The organism is Kitasatospora sp. NPDC056076 (genome assembly GCF_042266305.1).
Taxonomy (GTDB): Bacteria; Actinomycetota; Actinomycetes; order Streptomycetales; family Streptomycetaceae; genus Kitasatospora.
Window position 1 is genome coordinate 34,452 of record NZ_JBHJWG010000044.1, and the last position, 18,861, is coordinate 53,312.

15 protein-coding genes and 1 tRNA gene are annotated in these 18,861 nt (G+C 70.5%); 5 read left to right on the forward strand and 11 right to left on the reverse strand.

From position 1 onward, the window contains the following. Nucleotides 1–72: 72 nt before the first annotated feature. The 4 genes from ACFC1T_RS29660 to ACFC1T_RS29675 form a co-directional block, all read right to left on the reverse strand. Entirely contained in the window at nucleotides 73–1,908 is a 1,836-nt protein-coding gene (locus tag ACFC1T_RS29660; RefSeq protein WP_375893380.1) for a bifunctional metallophosphatase/5'-nucleotidase, read from the reverse strand. 322 nt (nucleotides 1,909–2,230) lie between these two features. Next, nucleotides 2,231–2,743 (reverse strand): hypothetical protein, encoded by a 513-nt coding sequence (locus tag ACFC1T_RS29665; protein ID WP_375893382.1) that lies wholly within the window; start codon nucleotides 2,741–2,743, stop codon nucleotides 2,231–2,233. Continuing rightward, nucleotides 2,730–4,391, reverse strand: coding sequence for a VWA domain-containing protein (locus tag ACFC1T_RS29670; RefSeq protein ID WP_375893384.1), 1,662 nt, complete (start codon nucleotides 4,389–4,391; stop codon nucleotides 2,730–2,732). Before ACFC1T_RS29670 ends, ACFC1T_RS29665 begins: the two co-directional genes overlap by 14 nt. Continuing rightward, entirely contained in the window at nucleotides 4,388–5,491 is a 1,104-nt protein-coding gene (locus ACFC1T_RS29675; RefSeq protein ID WP_375893386.1) for a hypothetical protein, read from the reverse strand. The genes ACFC1T_RS29670 and ACFC1T_RS29675 overlap by 4 nt, the downstream gene beginning before the upstream one ends. 284 nt (nucleotides 5,492–5,775) lie before the next feature. Between ACFC1T_RS29675 and pyk the strand changes: the two genes are divergently transcribed. From pyk to ACFC1T_RS29690, 3 genes are all read left to right on the forward strand, one after another. After that, nucleotides 5,776–7,206, forward strand: a complete 1,431-nt coding sequence (gene pyk / locus ACFC1T_RS29680; RefSeq protein WP_375893388.1) for a pyruvate kinase — start codon at nucleotides 5,776–5,778, stop codon at nucleotides 7,204–7,206. Nucleotides 7,207–7,331: 125 nt separating this feature from the next. Then, nucleotides 7,332–7,676, forward strand: coding sequence for a type II toxin-antitoxin system RelE/ParE family toxin (locus ACFC1T_RS29685; protein WP_375893390.1), 345 nt, complete (start codon nucleotides 7,332–7,334; stop codon nucleotides 7,674–7,676). After that, the gene (locus ACFC1T_RS29690) at nucleotides 7,673–7,972 is read left to right on the forward strand and encodes a multiprotein-bridging factor 1 family protein (RefSeq protein WP_375893392.1); all 300 of its coding nucleotides are present in this window, start codon (nucleotides 7,673–7,675) and stop codon (nucleotides 7,970–7,972) included. The genes ACFC1T_RS29685 and ACFC1T_RS29690 overlap by 4 nt, the downstream gene beginning before the upstream one ends. Nucleotides 7,973–8,047: 75 nt before the next feature. Here the strand turns inward: ACFC1T_RS29690 and ACFC1T_RS29695 are convergent. Next, a tRNA-Leu gene (locus ACFC1T_RS29695) sits at nucleotides 8,048–8,120 on the reverse strand. A 142-nt stretch (nucleotides 8,121–8,262) separates the two neighbouring features. Between ACFC1T_RS29695 and ACFC1T_RS29700 the strand changes: the two genes are divergently transcribed. Beyond that, a complete protein-coding gene (locus ACFC1T_RS29700) occupies nucleotides 8,263–8,880 on the forward strand; it encodes an ANTAR domain-containing response regulator (protein ID WP_375893448.1) in 618 nt (205 codons plus the stop codon). Nucleotides 8,881–8,936: 56 nt separating this feature from the next. Here ACFC1T_RS29700 and ACFC1T_RS29705 read toward each other — a convergent pair whose 3' ends face one another. The 6 genes from ACFC1T_RS29705 to ACFC1T_RS29730 all read right to left on the reverse strand — a co-directional run bounded on the left by ACFC1T_RS29705 (nucleotide 8,937) and on the right by ACFC1T_RS29730 (nucleotide 15,839). Next, nucleotides 8,937–9,653 (reverse strand): ABC transporter ATP-binding protein, encoded by a 717-nt coding sequence (locus ACFC1T_RS29705; RefSeq protein ID WP_375893393.1) that lies wholly within the window; start codon nucleotides 9,651–9,653, stop codon nucleotides 8,937–8,939. After that, nucleotides 9,650–10,468 carry an ABC transporter ATP-binding protein gene (locus ACFC1T_RS29710; RefSeq protein ID WP_375893394.1) on the reverse strand — a complete coding sequence of 273 codons (819 nt, stop codon included), beginning with the start codon at nucleotides 10,466–10,468 and terminating at the stop codon, nucleotides 9,650–9,652. The genes ACFC1T_RS29705 and ACFC1T_RS29710 overlap by 4 nt, the downstream gene beginning before the upstream one ends. An 8-nt stretch (nucleotides 10,469–10,476) precedes the next feature. Continuing rightward, nucleotides 10,477–12,408 (reverse strand): branched-chain amino acid ABC transporter permease, encoded by a 1,932-nt coding sequence (locus ACFC1T_RS29715; RefSeq protein WP_375893450.1) that lies wholly within the window; start codon nucleotides 12,406–12,408, stop codon nucleotides 10,477–10,479. Nucleotides 12,409–12,413: 5 nt separating this feature from the next. Continuing rightward, nucleotides 12,414–13,343: a branched-chain amino acid ABC transporter permease gene (locus ACFC1T_RS29720; protein WP_375893396.1), complete on the reverse strand. Its 930-nt coding sequence runs from the start codon at nucleotides 13,341–13,343 to the stop codon at nucleotides 12,414–12,416. A gap of 115 nt (nucleotides 13,344–13,458) precedes the next feature. After that, nucleotides 13,459–14,700 (reverse strand): ABC transporter substrate-binding protein, encoded by a 1,242-nt coding sequence (locus ACFC1T_RS29725; protein ID WP_375893397.1) that lies wholly within the window; start codon nucleotides 14,698–14,700, stop codon nucleotides 13,459–13,461. Nucleotides 14,701–15,320: 620 nt separating this feature from the next. Then, the gene (locus tag ACFC1T_RS29730; protein ID WP_375893399.1) at nucleotides 15,321–15,839 is read right to left on the reverse strand and encodes a PaaI family thioesterase; all 519 of its coding nucleotides are present in this window, start codon (nucleotides 15,837–15,839) and stop codon (nucleotides 15,321–15,323) included. Nucleotides 15,840–16,073: 234 nt separating this feature from the next. Between ACFC1T_RS29730 and polA the strand changes: the two genes are divergently transcribed. Then, on the forward strand, nucleotides 16,074–18,776 hold the full coding sequence (polA, locus tag ACFC1T_RS29735) for a DNA polymerase I (RefSeq protein ID WP_375893451.1): 2,703 nt from the start codon (nucleotides 16,074–16,076) through the stop codon (nucleotides 18,774–18,776). Nucleotides 18,777–18,861: the final 85 nt, after the last annotated feature.

Below are 18,861 nucleotides of genomic sequence, written 5' to 3' on the forward strand. Positions count from 1 at the left end.
ATCATCATCGCAGTTCGCCGGCATGGCGCGGCCCCGCCGGGGCGGGGCCCGGCGGCGCCTCGTGGGGTGTGACTAGAACATCGGCTGGCCGGCGCGGACGAGGCGCCAGGAGTTGGTGAAGAAGTCGGCGGGGTCGATGACGCCCTTGGCCTTGACCCAGGCGATCATGGTGTTGCGGATCTCGTCGGAGTTCGTCCAGACCACCTTGGCGGTGGCGACGTGCGGGAAGTTGCCGCCGCCGTTGGCGCGGTAGTTGTTGACCGCGAACACGAACTGGGCGGTGGGGTCGATCGGCTTGCCCTGGTAGGACAGGTTGACGATCCGGCTGCCCTTGGGCTGGGCGATGTCGATGTCGTAGCTCAGGCCGTAGACCGAGTCGTAGTTGTAGTCCGGGGTGGTCTCGGCGCCGGTCATGGCGTTCTTGTCGACCGGGGCGCCCGGGGCGAGCTGGTAGTAGTACTTGGCCGAGAACTCCAGGTAGTCCTTGAGCTGGGCGCCCGTCAGGACGCGGGCCTCCAGGGTGTTCTCGTAGATGTACAGGCCGGCCGCGTCGCGCAGCTTGACCTGGCCGGACGGGATCAGCGCGGTGCGGTTGAACGGGGCGGCCTGGGCCAGGACCGGGAGGTTGGCGTACTGCCCGCCCGCCAGCGCGGCCTTGACGGCGTCGGCCTGGACCTTGCCGATCAGGTCGATGATCGGGGTGGCCTTGAACCGGGCCTCGGCGATCGACAGTTCGATCTTGCTGGTGCCGATGTTCTGGTTGACGTACGCGACGGTCTTCCTGTGCTGCTCGAGGATCGCGTTGCTGATCTCCGGGTTCTCCGGCACGGTGTTGGAGTTCAGCACCCGGGAGGAGACCGAGGCGACCTTCCAGTGGCCGTCGACGAACTCGACCTCGAAGTCGAAGCAGCTCAGGCGCTGGCCCCAGCACAGCGGCTCGGAGAGCACGACCGTCTTGCCGGTCTTCTTGTTGACGAGGAGGCGCTGGGCGACCTCCTTGTGGGTGTGGCCCACCAGCACCGCGTCGATGTCCGGGACGGTCTGGGCCATCTCGCCGGAGGCGTCCTCGGGCCAGGGCAGCTGGTCGCCGTAGGTGGTCGGCTCGTCGATGCCGGAGTGGGCGGAGACCACGATGACGTCCGCGCCCGCGGCCTTCATCCGGGGCACGTACTTGGCGGCGGTCTCGACGATGCCCGGGAAGACCATCTGCCCGGCCACGTTGGCCTTGTCCCAGATCGCGATGCCGGGGTTGGTGAGGCCGAGGATGCCGACCTTGATCGGGGTGTCCTCGTCCAGCCACACCTCCTTGATCACGTACGGCTTGAAGGCCGGCTTCTCGTTCTTCGCGTGCAGGGCGTTGGCGCCGAGCAGCGGGAACTCCAGCTGGTCCTCGAAGGCCTTCACGGTGGGGATGCCGTAGTTGAACTCGTGGTTGCCGAGCGCGGCGGCGTCGTAGCCCATGAGGTTCATGGCGACGGCCATCGGGTGGTCCGGCACGTTGTCGCCGTCGGTGGCGATCGGCTCGACCCGGGCGTAGTAGTAGGACAGCTGGGTGCCCTGGATGATGTCACCGGAGTCGATGAGCAGGCAGCGGTCCCAGCCCTTCTCCTCGCGGACCTGGTTGGCCAGGGTGGAGATCTTGGCGAGGCCGACCGCGTTGTGGGCCTGGTCGACGTACTCGGCGTCGGTGAAGTAGTCCCAGTTGAGGACCCGGCCGTGCAGGTCGGTGGTGCCCATGACGGTGAAGGCCTGGCGGCGGGGCTGCTTCTTCTTGCCCTTGGCGGCCGCCGTGTCCGGCTCGGCGGCCGCGGCGGCGGGGGCGGCGGCGACGACGGCTCCGCCGGTCAGGGCGGCACCGGCGGCGGTGGCGGCGGACCGGGTGACGAAGTCACGGCGGTTCAGCGACATGGACGACTCTCCCGAGTGGGAACGACGGCGGATGGGCCGTCAAGTGGTGTGCGGATGAGGTGCGTGGCGCGTCCGCGAGAGCGGTGACGCGCGTAGAAGGACGCGCGTAGAAGTGTGCCGTGCGAGCCGGGCCGCTGGATAGCCCTCCGACGTTTCCAACAGGTGAGATCTTGGCGACTCGTTCGTGACCGGGATGGGCGGAGAAAGGGGTGGTACCGGGGCGGGACGGTCGAATTCCGGCCACCTCTTCCCCCGCCTCCGGCCACCTCTTTCTCCGCCTCCGGGGTTCGCTGCTCCGCCTCCGGGCCGTCCCGTCGGCGGGTCAGTCCAGTTCGGCGGAGAGCTGCTTCACCTCCCGGCCCAGCTCCGCCGCCGGGTCCGGCGCGTCCGGATCCGCCCACGGCAGCCAGGCCCGGGCCCGCAGGTAGCCGTCCACCGCGACCGGCAGCCGGTGCCGGACGATCGGGTCGACCACCGCACCGGGCCCCGCCTCGCGCAGCGCCACCAGCAGGGTGTCCACCCCGGCCGAGGCCGGCAGCGGGACGCTCGCCAGGTAGCCGGTCAGCACCTCCAGCTCGGTGTGCACCGGAACGGGCCGCGGCGGGGTGGGCGGCTCAGGCGGCTCCGGCGGTTCGGGCCGCGCCGTCCGGCCGGGCGCCAGCAGCGCGCCCACCCCGTACAGCCCCGCCACCACCCCCGGCCACCACGACCCGCCCAGGCCCGCGAAGTGCAGCCCCAGCCCGACCGCCCCGCCCCCGCAGCCGGCCAGGTTCCTGGTCGACTCCAGGTAGCCCAGCAGCAGCCGGCCGATCCCGGCGCGGTTACTGGTAGCCACGGATCTCCTCGAACACCCCGTCCAGCGAACCCCCGCCGTCGAACAGCTTGCCCCCGCTCACGTCCGCGATCCCCTGCAACTGGCTCACCGCCGCCTCCCCGAACTTGATCGGGAACACCGGGATCGACTTCTCCGCCGACGGCAGCCCGTCGTGGAAGCGCTTGAAGTCCCCGTCCGTCGCGCCCTCGTTGCTCTCCCCGTCCGTCATCAGCACGATCGAGGTGAACCGGTCGTCCCCCGCCGCCTTCTGCTGCGTCTCGATCACCCGGTACGCCTGCTCCAGCGAGTCGTACAGCGCCGTACCGCCCTCGGCCCGCAGCGACTGGACGTCGGTGTTGATCGACGCCAGCTCGGACTCCGGACCGGGTCGGCTCCCCGAGGCCGGGACGACGTGGGTCTTCGACCACTTCACCGAGGACGCGAAGGAGATCAGCGTCACCTCCTCGCGGTCCCGGAAGCGGCGCAGCCCCCGGGTGTCGTCCGTGCCGGTCAGCCGGCCCAGCGCCGCCTTGAGCGAGGCCAGCCGCTGGCCGTCCATCGAACCCGAGGTGTCCAGCACGTACACCGTCCGGGACGGGCGGCGCAGTTCGTTCTGGTACGAGGCCAGCAGGCCGTCCGCCACCTCCCGGGTGCCCGGGAACGGCAGCTCGCGGCGGCGGTCGGTGGGCAGCCCAGCCGCCGGGGCCACCCCCGCCGTCACCGGGCGGCGCAGCGTCAGCTCCGAGATGCGCTTCTGCACGTCCTCCTTCAACAGGTAGCCGACCAGCCGCTGGAAGGACTCCCGCTCGCCCTGCCCCGCCGAGGACAGCAGCGACAGCGGGTAGTCCGCCGACACCACGCCGTCCACCGGGCGCACCACCGTCAGCCGCTGGTCCGCGGGCAGGGTCCGGTTCAGCGACAGCAGCACCGACTCGTAGTTCACCAGGGCGCCGACCCGGCCCGGCTCGGCCTTGGCGTAGGCCTGCGCCAGCCAGCCCGAGGAACCCGAGGTCAGCTTCTGGCCGGTGAAGAACTGCTTCAACTGCGGCGTCGCCTTCTGCACGTCCGGCGCGGTCAGCGCCGCGCCCGCGCCGGAGAACGCCGAGGCCACCGCGACCAGCGCGGAGAAGCCGGAGTTGGAGCGCGACGGGTCGGACATCCCGTACGACAGCTTCCCGGCCGCGGCCGCGTCGCCGATCTGCGCCCAGGTGACCTTCGAACCGTCCCCCCAGCCCAGGTCGGCGAGGACCGAGGACCGCACCCCCACGGCCACCGGGGAGACCATCACCGGGGTCTCCGACAGCACCTTGGACCGGCCGGCCGGATCCAGCCGCAGGTACTGGTTCGACGGGAACCAGACCGCGTCGTACTTGCCGTCCGCCCGACCGGCGGAGATGGTGTCCGCGCCGTCCAGCGTGCCGCCGAACGCGAGTTGGACCGTCACCCCGGTCGCCTTCCGGGCGTCGTCCAGGACCGGTTGCAGGTCCTGGAGTTCACTGCCGGCCAGGACCCGCAGCACCCCGGGGCGCGCGGTCCCGGCCAGCGTGCCGGACGGGTCCGGGGGCGGCGTCGGCCCCGGGGCCGGCGAGGAGGTGCAGGCGGCCAGCGCGGCGAGCACCGCCGCCAGCACGGCGGCCAGCCGGGCGGGCCGCTTCGTCCGGAGGTTCACTTCGGGCTCCCCTTCGCCGCCTTGGTCAGCTTGGTCAGGTTGTCCAACGACGGGACGGTCGCCTGCTTCACCTTCGCCGCGTTCAGGTCCTGGGCGAGGACCGGCTGCTTGACGCCCTTCACCCGGTCGGCGAACGCGTCGTGGCCGGCCTGCGGACGGAAGCCGAACCTGATCTCCAGGGCGATCAGCGCCGGGTCGTTCTGCAGCAGCCCGGCCAGCTTCCGGCCGTTCTCGGTGCGGGCGATGATCGTGTGGTCCGAGTACGCCGTGGTGTCCGGGTACATCACCACCATGTCCCCGGTCGGCTGGCCCTGCACCGCCATCGCGGCGACCTGCGACTCGTAGCCGAAGATCAGCGGATTGCCGACCCCCGCCAGGAAGTCCCGGAACGGCTCGTCACTGCTGCTCTTCTGGCCGCCCTGCAACGCCGTCGCCTGGTACAGCACCGGCCGGGCCGCTTCCACGCCCTGGTCGTCGGAGACCACCAGGTTGCCGTTCAGGACGTACGACAGCAGCGCGACGTAGAGCGCGCCCGAGGACGAGCTCTCCGGATCCGTGGTGGTGACGAAGATCGGGCCCGACAACTCCGCGTGGCCCTTCGCGCCCGGCAGGTCCTGCCACTTGCTGCCCTTCTTGAGGGCGTTGACGTACTCGTCCATCCTGAACGTCCAGACGCCGCTCGCATCGTCCAGCGCCGCCAGGTTGCTGTCCCGCAGGATCTGCGCGACCGGCGCGTGCGCCACCACCACCAACGGCGAGTAGAACGGCACCAGCGGAGAGTCCTGCAACCCCCAGTTGCGCTGGATCTCGCGGGCCGGAGCCGTGCTCGCCGGAAAGGCGAAGTCCAGCCCGGACGCGCTCCGCGCCTGCTCGCTCATCGTCCAGGAACCGGTCGAATCGGCGTGCACCTCCAAGCCCTGCTTCGCCAACTCGGCCTTCACCTCCGGGCTTTCGAAGAACGCCCGCTTCTCCGAACCGATCAGCCCGGTGACCGCGACCGTCCTCACCGGATCGGCCCCCCCGCCGTCCGGGACCAGCGCGTACGTCACCCCGCCCAACAGGGCCAGGGCCGCGATCACCCCCAGAGCGCGTCGTCTCATCGCGCGCGCCTCCCCCCTCATCGCCGCAACACCCCCGGGTGCGACACCCGGGGGTGACGAGCGTCCCGCCGGGCGGGGAGCGCGGACGGAAGGTGCGGTGAACCGGGGGTGAACACCGTTTCACGGAATCGCATCGGCCGGGGCACCCGGGAGACGCCCGGGGACGGCCCTCGCACACCGGTCCGAGGATGTGTCAGATTGTTCAACTCGCCTTACGGCAAAGGTCATCCCGCAGTCCGGACCCGCGTCGAGGTTACGCACCGGTAATGCCTACCCTCAGCAGTATGCGCCGAGCAAAAATCGTCTGCACCCTCGGGCCGGCCACCGACTCGTACGACCAGATCAAGACCCTGGTCGACGCCGGAATGGACATCGCCCGATTCAACCTCAGCCACGGCACCCACGCCGAGCACGAGGAACGCTACCGTCGGGTCCGCAAGGCCGCCGACGAGACCGGCCGGAGCGTCGGCGTCCTCGCCGACCTCCAAGGCCCGAAGATCCGACTCGACACCTTCGCCCACGGGCCCGTACTCCTCGAACGCGGCGACGAGTTCACCATCTCCACCGACAACGGCGTCGTGGGGGACAAGGACATCTGCGGCACCACCTACGCCGGCCTCGCCGGCGACGTCAGCCGCGGCGAACGCATCCTCGTCGACGACGGCCGCGTCACCCTGGAGGTCGTCGCCGTCGACGGACCGCGGGTGCGGTGCCTCGTCATCGAAGGCGGACTCGTCTCCGACCACAAGGGCCTCAACCTCCCCGGCGTCGCCGTCTCCGTCCCCGCACTCAGCGACAAGGACGTCGCCGACCTGCGGTGGGCGCTGCGCACCGGCGCCGACCTGATCGCGCTCTCCTTCGTCCGCAGCGGGCGCGACATCGAGGACGTGCACCGGGTGATGGCCGAGGAGGGACGCCACGTCCCGGTCATCGCCAAGATCGAGAAGCCGCAGGCGGTCGAGAACCTCGACTCCATCGTGGACGCCTTCGACGGCATCATGGTGGCCCGCGGGGACCTGGGCGTGGAGATGCCCCTCGAACAGGTCCCGCTGGTCCAGAAGCGCGCCGTCAAACTGGCCAGGCGCAACGCCAAGCCCGTCATCGTGGCGACCCAGATGCTCGACTCGATGATCAACGCCTCCCGGCCCACCCGCGCCGAGGCCTCCGACGTCGCCAACGCGGTGCTGGACGGCACCGACGCGGTGATGCTCAGCGGCGAGACCTCCGTCGGCAAGTTCCCGGTCGAGACCGTCAAGACCATGGGCCGGATCATCGAAGCCGCCGAGAACGACATCCTGGCCGCGGGCCTGCCCCCGCTGACCACCGGCAGCAAGCCGCGGACCCAGGGCGGCGCCGTCGCCCGCGCGGCCGCCGAGATCGGCGACTTCCTGCACGCCAAGTACCTGATCGCCTTCACCCAGTCCGGCGACACCGCCCGGCGGCTCACCCGCTACCGCTCGCCCATCCCGGTGCTCGCCTTCACCTACGAACCGGCCGTGCGCAGCCAACTCGCCCTCACCTGGGGCGTGGAGACCTTCCTCGGCCCCTTCGCCCCGACCACCGACCAGATGGTCGAACAGGTCGACGCGGCGCTGCTCTCCCTCGGCCGCTGCCAGAAGGGCGACATCGTCGTCATCACCGCCGGCTCCCCGCCCGGCCTGGCCGGCTCCACCAACCTCGTCCGCGTCCACCACGTGGGGACCCTGGACGACTGAGCGGTACTCGAACGGTTGCGCGTGGGCGGCGTCCCCCGTTGGGAGGGATGCCGCCCGTGGGCCGTCGGAACCGCGTGAGAGCGTGCTGGCGTCTCCATAACATCCGTGTTATGACTTGGGGAGAGGTGGAACTCGAACCGGAGGTTCGGGACTGGATCCGCGCACTGAGCCAGGACGATCAGGAGACGGTCGCCTTCTACGTTGAACTGCTCGCCGTCCGCGGGCCCTTGCTGAGCGAGCCGCACAGTCGGCAACTCGACGGCAAACTCCGGGAACTGCGCTTCCACCTGAACGAATCGGACCTGCGGATCACCTACTGGATCGCGTCGGGCAGGAGGATCATCCTGCTGACGGTGTTCCGCAAGACCCGGATGCGGGAGGCCGGCGAGGTCGACCGCGCGAGACGGGCGTTGCGCCGTTGCGTGGCCGAGCAGCACACCGTTGACGAGGACGAGGAGTGGGCGAGATGAGCGAGCGCACGTCCTGGCGCGCCATGCGTGAGGAGATTCTGAACCGTCCCGGCGCCGGCGCGGCGTACGAGGCCGCGCGGATCCGGTTCGAGCTCGGGGAGAAGGTCAGGCTGCGCCGGGAGGCCCTCGGCATGACCCAGGCACAGCTGGCCGCGGCGATCGGCATGCAGCAGCCGGCGGTGGCGCGGTTCGAGGCCGGAGCAACGATGCCCACGATCGTGGTTCTGGAGCGGTTCGCCGAGGCGCTCGGCATGAGGCTCACGGTCGAGCTGGAGCCGCTGGACCGGGCGAGCTGAGCGACGCGTCGGGGCGTTCACCCGCAGCGGTGACAACACACGTCAACCGCATCTCCTTCGGATGGAAGGAGGACGTACCCCGAGTGGGATTCGAACCCACGCTGGATGGTGTTTGAGACCACTGCCTCTACCGCTGGGCTATCGGGGCCCGCCCCAGAATCGAAGGCTGGCCCCGACCCTGAGTGCCCTAAACATACCGTGTCTGGGTACCCTCGTGCATGCAGTACCCCGCCGGAACTAGGAGCCCCGTGAGCACCGCCGACGAGCAGGCACAGCCGCTTGAGACCGATATGCCCCAGATCACCCGGATCGTGATCGCCGAGGACGAGGCGCTGATCCGTCTCGACCTCAAGGAGATGCTCGAAGAGGAGGGGTACACCGTCGTCGGTGAGGCCGGGGACGGGGAGACGGCGGTGCGGCTGGTGCAGGAGCTCAAGCCGGATCTGGCGATCTTCGACGTGAAGATGCCGATCCTGGACGGGCTGTCGGCCGCCGAGCAGATCCACGAGCAGCACCTGGCGCCGGTGCTGATGCTGACGGCGTTCTCGCAGCGGGAGCTGGTGGACCGGGCGCGGGACGCCGGGGCGATGGCGTACATCGTGAAGCCGTTCTCGAAGTCGGACCTGGTGCCGGCGATCGAGATGGCGGTGTCGCGGTACACCGAGATGCGGGAGCTGGAGAAGGAGATCGGGGATCTCACCCAGCGGCTGGAGACCCGGAAGCTGGTGGACCGCGCCAAGGGCGTGCTGCAGACGAAGTTCGGGCTGAACGAGCCGGCCGCGTTCCGGTGGATCCAGAAGACCTCGATGGACCGGCGGATGACGATGGCGGCGGTGGCCGAGGCGGTCATCGAGGAGGGCGAGGCCCAGGACCGCAAGAAGGCCGACGAGGCAGACAAGCCGGAGTAGAAGAGTGTGGAAGGGCCCGGCGGATCGGATCCGCCGGGCCCTTCGCGTGTGCGGGGTCAGTCCTCGCCGAGGTAGGCCTTGCGGACGGACTCGTCGTGGAGGAGGTCGGCGCCCGTCCCGGAGAGGACGATGCGGCCGGTTTCCATGACGTAGCCGCGGTCGGAGAGCGACAGGGCGGCCTGGGCGTTCTGTTCGACTAGCAGGATGGTCGTGCCGCTCGCCTTGAGCTCGACGATGGTGGACATGATCTTCTGCATCATCAGCGGGGAGAGGCCCATCGAGGGCTCGTCCAGCATGAGCAGCTTGGGCTGGGACATCAGGGCCCGGCCCATGGCGAGCATCTGCTGCTCGCCGCCGGACAGCGTGCCGGCGGCCTGCTTGCGGCGTTCGCCGAGGATCGGGAAGAGGGTGTAGGCCCGTTCCACGTCGGACTGGATGCCGGCGGTGTCGGTGCGCAGGAAGGCGCCGAGGAGGAGGTTCTCCTCGATGGTCATGCGGGGGAAGATGTGCCGGCCCTCGGGGGAGTGGGCGAGGCCGAGGGCGACGATCTTGTGGGCGGGGACGGTGCTGAGGTCCTGGCCGTCGAAGGTGATCCGGCCGGCGGTGGGCTTGAGGAGGCCGGAGAGGGTGCGCAGGGTGGTGGTCTTGCCGGCGCCGTTGGTGCCGATGAGGGTGGTGACCTCGCCCTGTTCGACGGTGAAGCTGATGCCCTTGACGGCTTCGATCTTGCCGTAGGCGACGCGGAGGTCCTCGACCTCGAGGAGTGCGGTCACTTGGGGTCCTCCGGTGTTGCGGGGGTTTCGAGCGGGGCGCCGAGGTAGGCGGTGATGACGCGTTCGTCGTTCTGGACGGTCTCGCGGTCGCCTTCGACGATCTTCTGGCCCTGGACGAGGACGGCGGTGCGGTCGCAGAGGTTGAAGATGAACCGCATGTCGTGCTCGATGACGAGGATGGAGATGCCGCGGTCGCGGATGGCGAAGACGAGTTCCTCGGCGGCGCGGGTCTCCTGCGGGTTCATGCCCGCGGTGGGTTCGTCGAGGAGCAGCAGGCCGGGGTCGGAGGCGAGGGCGCGGGCGATCTCCAGCTTGCGCTGTTCGCCGTAGGGGAGGTTGCGGGCGAGGTGGTCGGCCTTCTCGGCGAGGCCGGTGAAGGCGAGGAGTTCCATGGCCTTCTCGCGGCTCTCGGCCTCGGCGCGGTGGTAGCGGGGGCCGCGGAGGATGGCGGCGAAGATGCCTTCCTTGGTGCGGCTGTGCCGGCCGACGAGGACGTTCTCCAGGACGGTCATGTTGGCGAAGAGCCGGATGTTCTGGAAGGTGCGGGCGATGCCGGCCTGGGTGACGAGGTGGGGCTTGGGGGGCAGTTGGGTGCCGCGGTAGCGGACGGTGCCCTCGGTGGGGACGTAGAGGCCGGTGAGGCAGTTGAAGAAGGTGGTCTTGCCGGCGCCGTTGGGGCCGATGAGGCCGATGATCTCGCCCTCGCCGACGGTGAGGGAGACGTCGTTGACGGCGGTGAGGCCGCCGAAGCGCATGGTGACGCCGGTGACGTCGAGCAGGGGGGTTGCGGTCGGTGGCGTTGCGGTGGTGGTCATCTGGCGCGTCACGCCCCTGCCTTGGTGAGTGCGCCCGGTTCGCCGGTGGGCTGGGCCGGGATGGCGGCTTCGTGGAACTCGAGTTGGCGGCGCCGGTTGGGGATGAGTCCTTCGGGGCGTACGCGCATCAGGACGATGAGGGCGGCGCCGAAGGCGAGGAGCTGGTAGTCGGAGAGGAATTCCAGCTTCTTGGGGATGAGGAAGAGGAGGGTGGCGCCGGCCAGGGGGCCGCTGATGGTGCCCATGCCGCCGAGGATGACGGCGGCGAGCAGGAAGGCGGAGTTGGGCGGGAGGGCCTCGGCGAAGGTGTACTGGTCGGGGGTGACGGTGTAGCTGACGTGGGCCTGGACGGTGCCGGCCAGGCCGGCGAGGCAGGCGCCGAGGGCGAAGGCGAGGAGCTTGAGGCGGAAGCCGTTGATGCCCATGGCCTCGGCGGCGGTCTCGTCCTCGCGGATGGCGACCCAGGCGCGGCCGATGCGGGAGTTGCCGACGCGGGCGAAGATCAGTACGACGACGGCGGTGACCAGCAGCATCAGCAGGTAGTAGTTGGAGAAGCGGCCGAGTTCGATGCCGGCGACGGTGTGCGGCTTGCCGAGGTCGAAGCCGAAGATCTCCAGGTCGGGGATGCGGGGGATGCCGTTGGAGCCGTTGGTGATCTTGGGGCCGGTGGTGCCGTTGAGGTTGAGCATGGTGATGCGGAAGATCTCGCCGAAGCCGAGGGTGACGATGGCGAGGTAGTCGCCGCGCAGCCGCAGGGTGGGGGCGCCGATCAGGACGCCGAAGACCATGGAGACGGCGGCGCCGGTGAGCATCGCGGCCCAGAACGGGAACTGGACGTGGATGGGCGAGGCGGGGGAGCCGGAGACCAGGGCGGCGGCGTAGGCGCCGACGCCGAGGAAGGCGACGTACCCGAGGTCGAGCAGGCCGGCCAGGCCGACGACGATGTTGAGGCCGAGGGCGACGGTGGCGAAGATCAGGATGTTGGTGGCGACCGAGGTGTACTGGTCGCTGCTCTGGGTGAAGGGGAAGCTGGCGGCGGCGGCGAAGGCGGCGCCGGTGGTGACCGGGCGGTACTTGACGGTCAGGGCGCGCAGCCGGCCGAGCAGTCCGGACTTGGCGAGGGCGGCGATCGAGGGGGCGGCGAGCAGCAGGTAGCAGATGAAGAGTTCGCCGTACTCGGTGTCGATGCCGAAGGTGATCGCGTACAGGCCGAGTCCGAAGGCCAGGACGATGAGCAGGACCTCGACCCAGGAGGGGAGTTGGCGGGCCGCGGGGAGCGGGCGCTCGACGGTGCCGAGGCGGATCCGGCTGTTGGCGAGGTGGCCGAGCTGGAGCAGCAGGACGACGCCGGCGGCGATGGCGAGGGCGCCGGCGAGGGCGGTCATCACCGGGGCGACGGGCTGGTCGTCGGGGATGGCGTGGGCGGCGAACCAGCCGACGGGCGCGACGGGGACGAGCAGGAAGAGCCGCTTGTCGAGGATGCGCAGCGGGACGGCGGTGCGCCGGTCGAGGGGGAGGCCGAGGGCGCCGGTGATGCCGAGCAGGCCGCCGGCGGCGAGGACCCAGCCGCCGGGTTCGAGGTTGGCGAGGCCGCCGAGTTCGACGGAGATGGCGGTGACGGAGTAGGCGGCGACGGCGAGGGCGCCGGTGGCGGCGTACAGGACGGCGTTGTTGCTGCGGCTGGGGGCGGCCCAGCGCAGGCCGGGGACGCCCTGGCCGGCGAGCAGCAGGACGAGGGTGAGGACGCCGGCGACGACGGCGAGCCACTGGAGTCCGGCGGGGGAGCCGTAGTAGGTGAGGTCGCCGGGGAAGTCGCTGGTCCAGGTCCAGGACATGGCGGCGGAGGCGGCGGTGAGCAGGGCGCCGAGGCCGGTGAGGGCGGTGGCGGCGGGGGCGGGCAGGGGGATGACCGGGGTGGTCTCGGTGCTGGTGGTGGTCATGGTGGTCACGCCCTGTCCGAGACGCGCTCGCCGAGCAGGCCCTGTGGCCGGACGAGGAGTACGAGGATGAGGAGTACGAAGGCCCAGACGTCCTTCCAGGCGCCGCCTCCGAAGAGGTGCATGCCGGGCAGGTGCTGGATGTAGCCGGTGGCGAGGGCTTCGGCGAGGCCGAGGGCGAGGCCGCCGAGCATGGCGCCGTAGATGTTGCCGATGCCGCCGAGGACGGCGGCGGTGAAGGCCTTGAGGCCGAGGATGAAGCCCATCCGGAAGTCGACCTGGCCGCTGCGCAGTCCGTAGGCGACGGCGGCGACGGCGGCGAACGCGGCGCCGATGGCGAAGGCCATGACGATGATGCGGTCGGTGTCGATGCCCATCAGCTTGGCGGTGTCGGGGTCCTGGCTGGTGGCCTGCATGGCGCGGCCGGAGCGGGTGCGGGTGACGAACCAGCCGAGGGCGAGCATGCACAGCGGGGCGGCGATGATCAGGAAGATGTCGCTGCGCTGGATGGTGACGGAGCCGAGGCTGAACGGGTCGCCGGGGAGCTTGGGGAAGACCCTGGCCTTCTTGGCGTCCGGGTAGAAGGAGAAGACGAGCTGCTGGAGGAAGATGGACAGCCCGATCGCGGTGATCAGGGGGGCGAGGCGGGGGGCGTTGCGCAGCGGCCGGTAGGCGAAGCGCTCGGCGGCGACGGCGGTGAGGGTGGAGACCAGGATGCCGGCGATCAGCATGAGGGGTAGGGCCAGCCACAGGGTGGTGCCGCCGGGGAGGGCGAGGTAGGCGGTCAGGGCGCCGAAGCCGCCGACCATGACGATCTCGCCGTGGGCGAAGTTGATGAGCTGGACGATGCCGTAGACCATCGTGTAGCCGATCGCGACGAGTCCGTAGAGGGCGCCGAGGATCAGGCCGTTGGCCAGCTGCTGCGGTAGGTCGTGCACCGCTGGGCCTCCGTAGTGCGTTCGGGGGTGTCCGCGTGGGTGGTGGATGTGGGGGCGCGCGGGGGCACTCGTGGTGCCCCCGCGCGCTGGTGGTTCGGTGGGGCCGGCCGGTGTGTCAGCCGTTGAAGGTGCCGGACTTCTCCACGGCCCACTTGCCGTCCTTGACGGTGTAGACGGTGAGCTGCTTGTTGGTGGTGTCGCCGAACTCGTCGAACGAGACCTTGCCGGTGACGCCGTCGAAGGAGACCTTCTGGACGGCGTCGCGGACGGCCTTGCGCAGGCCGTCGCCGGTGGGGAGCTTGCCGTTGTTGCTGGTCACGACGGACTTGACGGCCTGGATGATGGCCCAGGCGCTGTCGTAGGAGTAGCCGCCGTAGGTCTCGTAGGCGTCCTTGTAGCCGGCGGCCTTGTAGTCGGCGATGTACTTCTTGGCGGTGTCGAGGGACTCGACGGGCAGGCCGACGGCGGTGGCGAAGTCGCCCTGGCTCTTGGGGTTGAGCTTGATGAAGTCGCCGCTCTGGATGCCGTCGCCGCCCATCAGGGGGATGGCGACGCCGGCGTCCTTGAGCTGGAGGGAGAGCGGGCCGGCGGCGGGGTACTCGCCGCCGTAGTAGACGGCGTCGGCGCCGGAGGCCTTGACCTTGGTGACGATGGCGGAGAAGTCGCGGTCGTCGGGGTTGACGTGCTCCTCGCCGGCCAGGGTGCCGCCGAGCTTGGTGAACTCGCCCTTGAAGGTGGAGGCGAGGCCGGCGCCGTAGGTCTTCTGGTCGTCGATCAGGAAGACCTTGGTCTTCTTGGCGTCGTTGTAGAGGAACTGGGCGGCGAAGGGGCCCTGGACGGCGTCGGTGGTGGCGGTGCGGAAGTAGGACTTGAAGGGGCGCTTCTTGTCGCCGCTGGCCCACTTCTCGCCCTGGCTGAGGGCGACGCCGGTGTTGGCGGGGGAGATCTCGGTGAGGCTCGCGTCGTCGAAGATCTGCTGCATGGACTGGGCCACGCTGGAGTTGAGCGGGCCGACGACGCCGAGGACCTTGGGGTCGCCGACGAGCTGGGTGGCGTTCTGCTGGCCGGGGGCGGGCTTGGCGGTGTCGTCGAGGGCCTTGACCTCGAACTTGACGCCGGGGACCTCGTTGGTCGCGTTGGCGTTCTTGACGGCGAGGTCGACGGAGTTGCGGATGCCGAGGCCGAGGGCGGAGAGGTCGCCGGTGAGCGGGGCGTCGACGCCGATGACGACGGTGGTGGAGCCGCTGTCCTTGCCGCCGGCGGTGTCGCCGGACTTCCCGCCGCGGGAGCCGCAGGCGGTGAGGCTGAGGGCGCCGATCACGGCAATGCTCACGACAATTGCGGAACGATGACGCACGAGGGTCCCCATTCGGTTCAGGAGGCGCCCGCGCCTGAGTGGCGGGAGCCGGGATGCGCGGAGGGCCGGGCCCATTCCGGATGGCGCGGTGACTGGCCGTGACTCTAGATGCCCTTGGGCGGCTCGGGCAGTGCTGTGGGCAGGCTGTGATTCTCTTGTTATGAGCACACGGAGCATTTGTCTCAGCATGTGGTCGTTCCGGTTCGACCGATCCTGAACTGCTGGGCGTTTACGCGCTGGTGGAGGGATGTAAGGGCCAGAAATGGGGGTTGCAGCTGGCAGCGTCGATAATCGGACAGAGGTGTCCGGTGTACTGCATTCGACCGTGCACGTCCGCATTTCGGACGATGGGGGTGCGGCGAAGGGGTTCCGCGTCGCGGGGGCCGCGGAACTGTCACCTGCTGGGATTTCCCGCCTGTTACGCAGCGTTACAGGTTTGGGGGCGCGCCGAGCGCGTCCGGACATGCCGGCGCCCCCTCGTTCAGACCAACGCCTGCCCAGGGTGGCGGAAGGTCAAACAAGGGGGCGGGAAAGAGACTTGATGTTCTGGGTGGTGAACTGCTGCTGCCCGGGGGCCCGTTGTCCCCTCCGGGGAGGCCGTCGCGCTTCCCGGGGGCCCGTTACAGGTCGCGCAGCATGCAGGTCAGCCGGCAGCTGGTGATCCGCTTGCCGGTGTCGTCGGTGATCGCGATCTCGTACGTCGCGGCGGTGCGGCCCTTGAACACCGCCGTCGCCACGCCGGTGACCAGGCCGGACGTGGCCGAGCGGTGGTGGGTGGCGTTGAGGTCCACGCCCACCGCGTACCGGCCCGGGCCGGCGTGCAGCATCGCGCCGATCGAGCCGAGGGTCTCCGCCAGCGCCGCCGAGGCGCCGCCGTGCAGCAGCCCGTACGGCTGCTGGTTGCCCTCCACCGGCATGGTGCCGACGACCCGGTCGCCGGAGGCCTCGACGATCCGGATGCCGAGCTTCTCGCCGAGGTGGCCGCCGGAGAAGGTCTCCGGGTTCACCCCGAGCTTGGCGAAGTGGTCCAGCACGTCCTGCGGGACGTTCAGGACGGGGGCCGGGGCCGGGGCGGGGGTGCCGTCGGAGGCGCCGTCGGTGGCGGTGCCGGGGGCGGTGTCGGGGGCCGCGTCGGTCATCGGGGGAACTCCTGCCGCTCTGGGGTGACGTCGTCGTGCTGCCTGTGATCGTACGACCGTCCTACTCGCGGGTACCGGGCCAGGACCGACCGGCGCGGCGCCCCTTTTGTCGGTGCCGGGCCATAGGATCGGGGACCGGTAGTGGAATCGGCAGGAACGGACGTTGACGTGGCTACGCAGAGTACGGACAAGGGCGCGACGGGTGGCGGCGGGGCCGGCCCGCGACCCCGGCTGATGCTGCTCGACGGGCACTCGATGGCCTACCGGGCCTTCTACGCCCTGCCCGTGGAGAACTTCAACACCTCCACCGGACAGCCCACCAACGCGGTCTACGGCTTCGCCTCGATGCTCGCCAACACCGTCCGGGACGAACGGCCCACCCACCTCGCCGTCGCCTTCGACCTCTCCCGGCAGACCTTCCGCTCCGCCGAGTTCCCCGACTACAAGGCCAACCGGGCCAAGACGCCGGACGAGTTCAAGAGCCAGATCGGCCTGATCGGCGAACTCCTCGACGCCATGCACGTCCCCCGGATGACGGTCGAGGGCTTCGAGGCCGACGACATCATCGCCACCCTCGCCACCGCCGCCGAAGCGGCCGGCTACGACGTCGACATCGTCACCGGCGACCGCGACTCCCTCCAACTCGTCACCGACCACGTCACCGTGCTCTACCCGACCAAGGGCGTCTCCGAGCTCACCCGCTTCACCCCGGAGAAGGTCACCGAGAAGTACGGCGTCACCCCGCGCCAGTACCCCGACCTCGCCGCCCTGCGCGGCGACCCGTCCGACAACCTGCCGGGCATCCCCGGCGTCGGTGAGAAGACCGCCGCCAAGTGGGTCAACCAGTTCGGCTCCTTCGACGAACTCGTCGCCCGCGCCGACGAGGTGAAGGGCAAGATCGGCGAGAAGCTGCGCGACCACCTCGACTCGGTCAAGCGCAACCGGGTGCTCACCGAGCTGGTCCGCGACGTCGAACTCCCGCTGGGCGTCCCCGACCTGGCCCGGCAGTCCTTCGACCGGGACGCCGTCGGCACCCTGATGGAGTCGCTCGAGTTCCGCAACGCCAACTTCCGCGACCGGGTGTTCGGGATCGACCCGGCCGGCGCCGCCGAGGCCGCCGAGGCCGAACTCGCCCCCGGCGTGGAGGTCGACGGCGAACTCCTCACCGACCCGGGCACGCTCGCCGCCTGGCTGCGCGAGCGCGCCTCCGACGACAAGGCCCCGGTGGCGCTGGCCGCCGTCTACCAGTGGGCCCTCGGCACCGGCGAGGTCACCGAAGTCGCCCTCGCCGTCGGGGATTCCGCCGCCTGGTTCGACCCGGCGCAGCTCGCCGAGGAGGACGAGCGGGCCTTCGCCGACTGGCTCGCCGACCCGGCCGCCCCCAAGGCCCTGCACATCGCCAAGCAGGTCATGCGGGCCTTCGCCGAACGCGGCTGGACGATCGCCGGGGTCGTCGCCGACACCGCGCTCGCCGCCTACCTGGAGAAGCCCGGCCGCCGCACCTTCACCCTGGAGGTGCTCGCCGAGGAGTACCTGGCCCGCTCGCTCACCCCGGCCGCCCCCGCCGCCGAGAGCGGCCAACTCGCCTTCGACGCACCCGAGGACGACGGCGTCGACGCCGAGGCCGCGCGCGCCCAGGCGCTCATGCTCCAGGCCCGCGCCGTGCTCGACCTCGCCGCGCTCTTCGACACCCGCCTCGCCGAGGTCGGCGCCGCCGGGCTGCTGCACGACATGGAACTGCCCATCGCCGCCCTCCTCGCCCGGATGGAGCGCCACGGCATCGCCGCCGACCGCGACTGGCTCACCCGGCTCGAAGCCCAGTTCGCGGCCGAGATCCAGCGCTGCGTCGAGGAGGCCCACGCCGCCGCCGGGCGCGAGTTCAACCTCGGCTCGCCCAAGCAGCTGCAGGAGATCCTGTTCGGCGAACTCGCCCTCCCCAAGACCAAGAAGATCAAGACCGGCTACACCACCGACGCCGACGCGCTCACCTGGCTCGCCACCCAGACCGACAACGAACTGCCGGTCATCCTGCTGCGCCACCGCGACCAGGCCAAGCTGCGCACCACCGTCGAGGGCCTGCTCAAGACCGTCTCCCCGCAGGGCCGGATCCACACCACCTTCAACCAGATGGTCGCCGCCACCGGCCGGCTCTCCTCGCAGGACCCGAACCTGCAGAACATCCCGGTCCGCACCGAGGAGGGGCGCGCCATCCGCCGCGCCTTCGTCGTCGGGGCCGGCTACGAGTCGCTGCTCACCGCCGACTACTCGCAGATCGAACTGCGGATCATGGCCCACCTCTCCGAGGACGAGGCCCTGATCGAGGCCTTCGCCTCCGGCGAGGACCTCCACACCACCGTCGCCTCCCAGGTCTTCGAGGTCCCGGGCGCGGCGGTCGACGCCGAGATGCGGCGCAAGATCAAGGCGATGTCCTACGGCCTCGCGTACGGGCTCTCCGCGTACGGGCTCTCGCAGCAGCTCAACATCAAGCCCGCCGAGGCCCAGGGCCTGATGGACACCTACTTCGAGCGCTTCGGCGGCGTGCGCGACTACCTGCACCGGGTCGTCGAGGAGGCGCGGGCGACGGGCTACACCGAGACCCTCCTCGGCCGCCGCCGCTACCTGCCCGACCTCAACAGCGACAACCGCCAGCGCCGCGAGATGGCCGAGCGGATGGCCCTCAACGCCCCCATCCAGGGCTCGGCCGCCGACATCGTCAAGATCGCCATGCTGCGGGTCGACGAGGCCCTGCGCGCCGCCGGGCTGACGTCCCGGATGCTGCTCCAGGTGCACGACGAAATCGTGCTGGAACTCGCCCCGGGCGAGCGCGAGTCGGTCGAGGCCGTCGTCCGCGAGCAGATGGCCGGCGCCTACCCGCTGCGCGCCCCGCTCGACGTCTCCGTCGGTGTCGGCGCCGACTGGGAGGCCGCCGCGCACTGACGCGCTGCGCTGCGGTCGTCGGCGGCGGGCCCGGACACGGTGGGTGTCCGGGCCCGCCGTCCGTCGTTCCCGCCCGTTGTTCCCG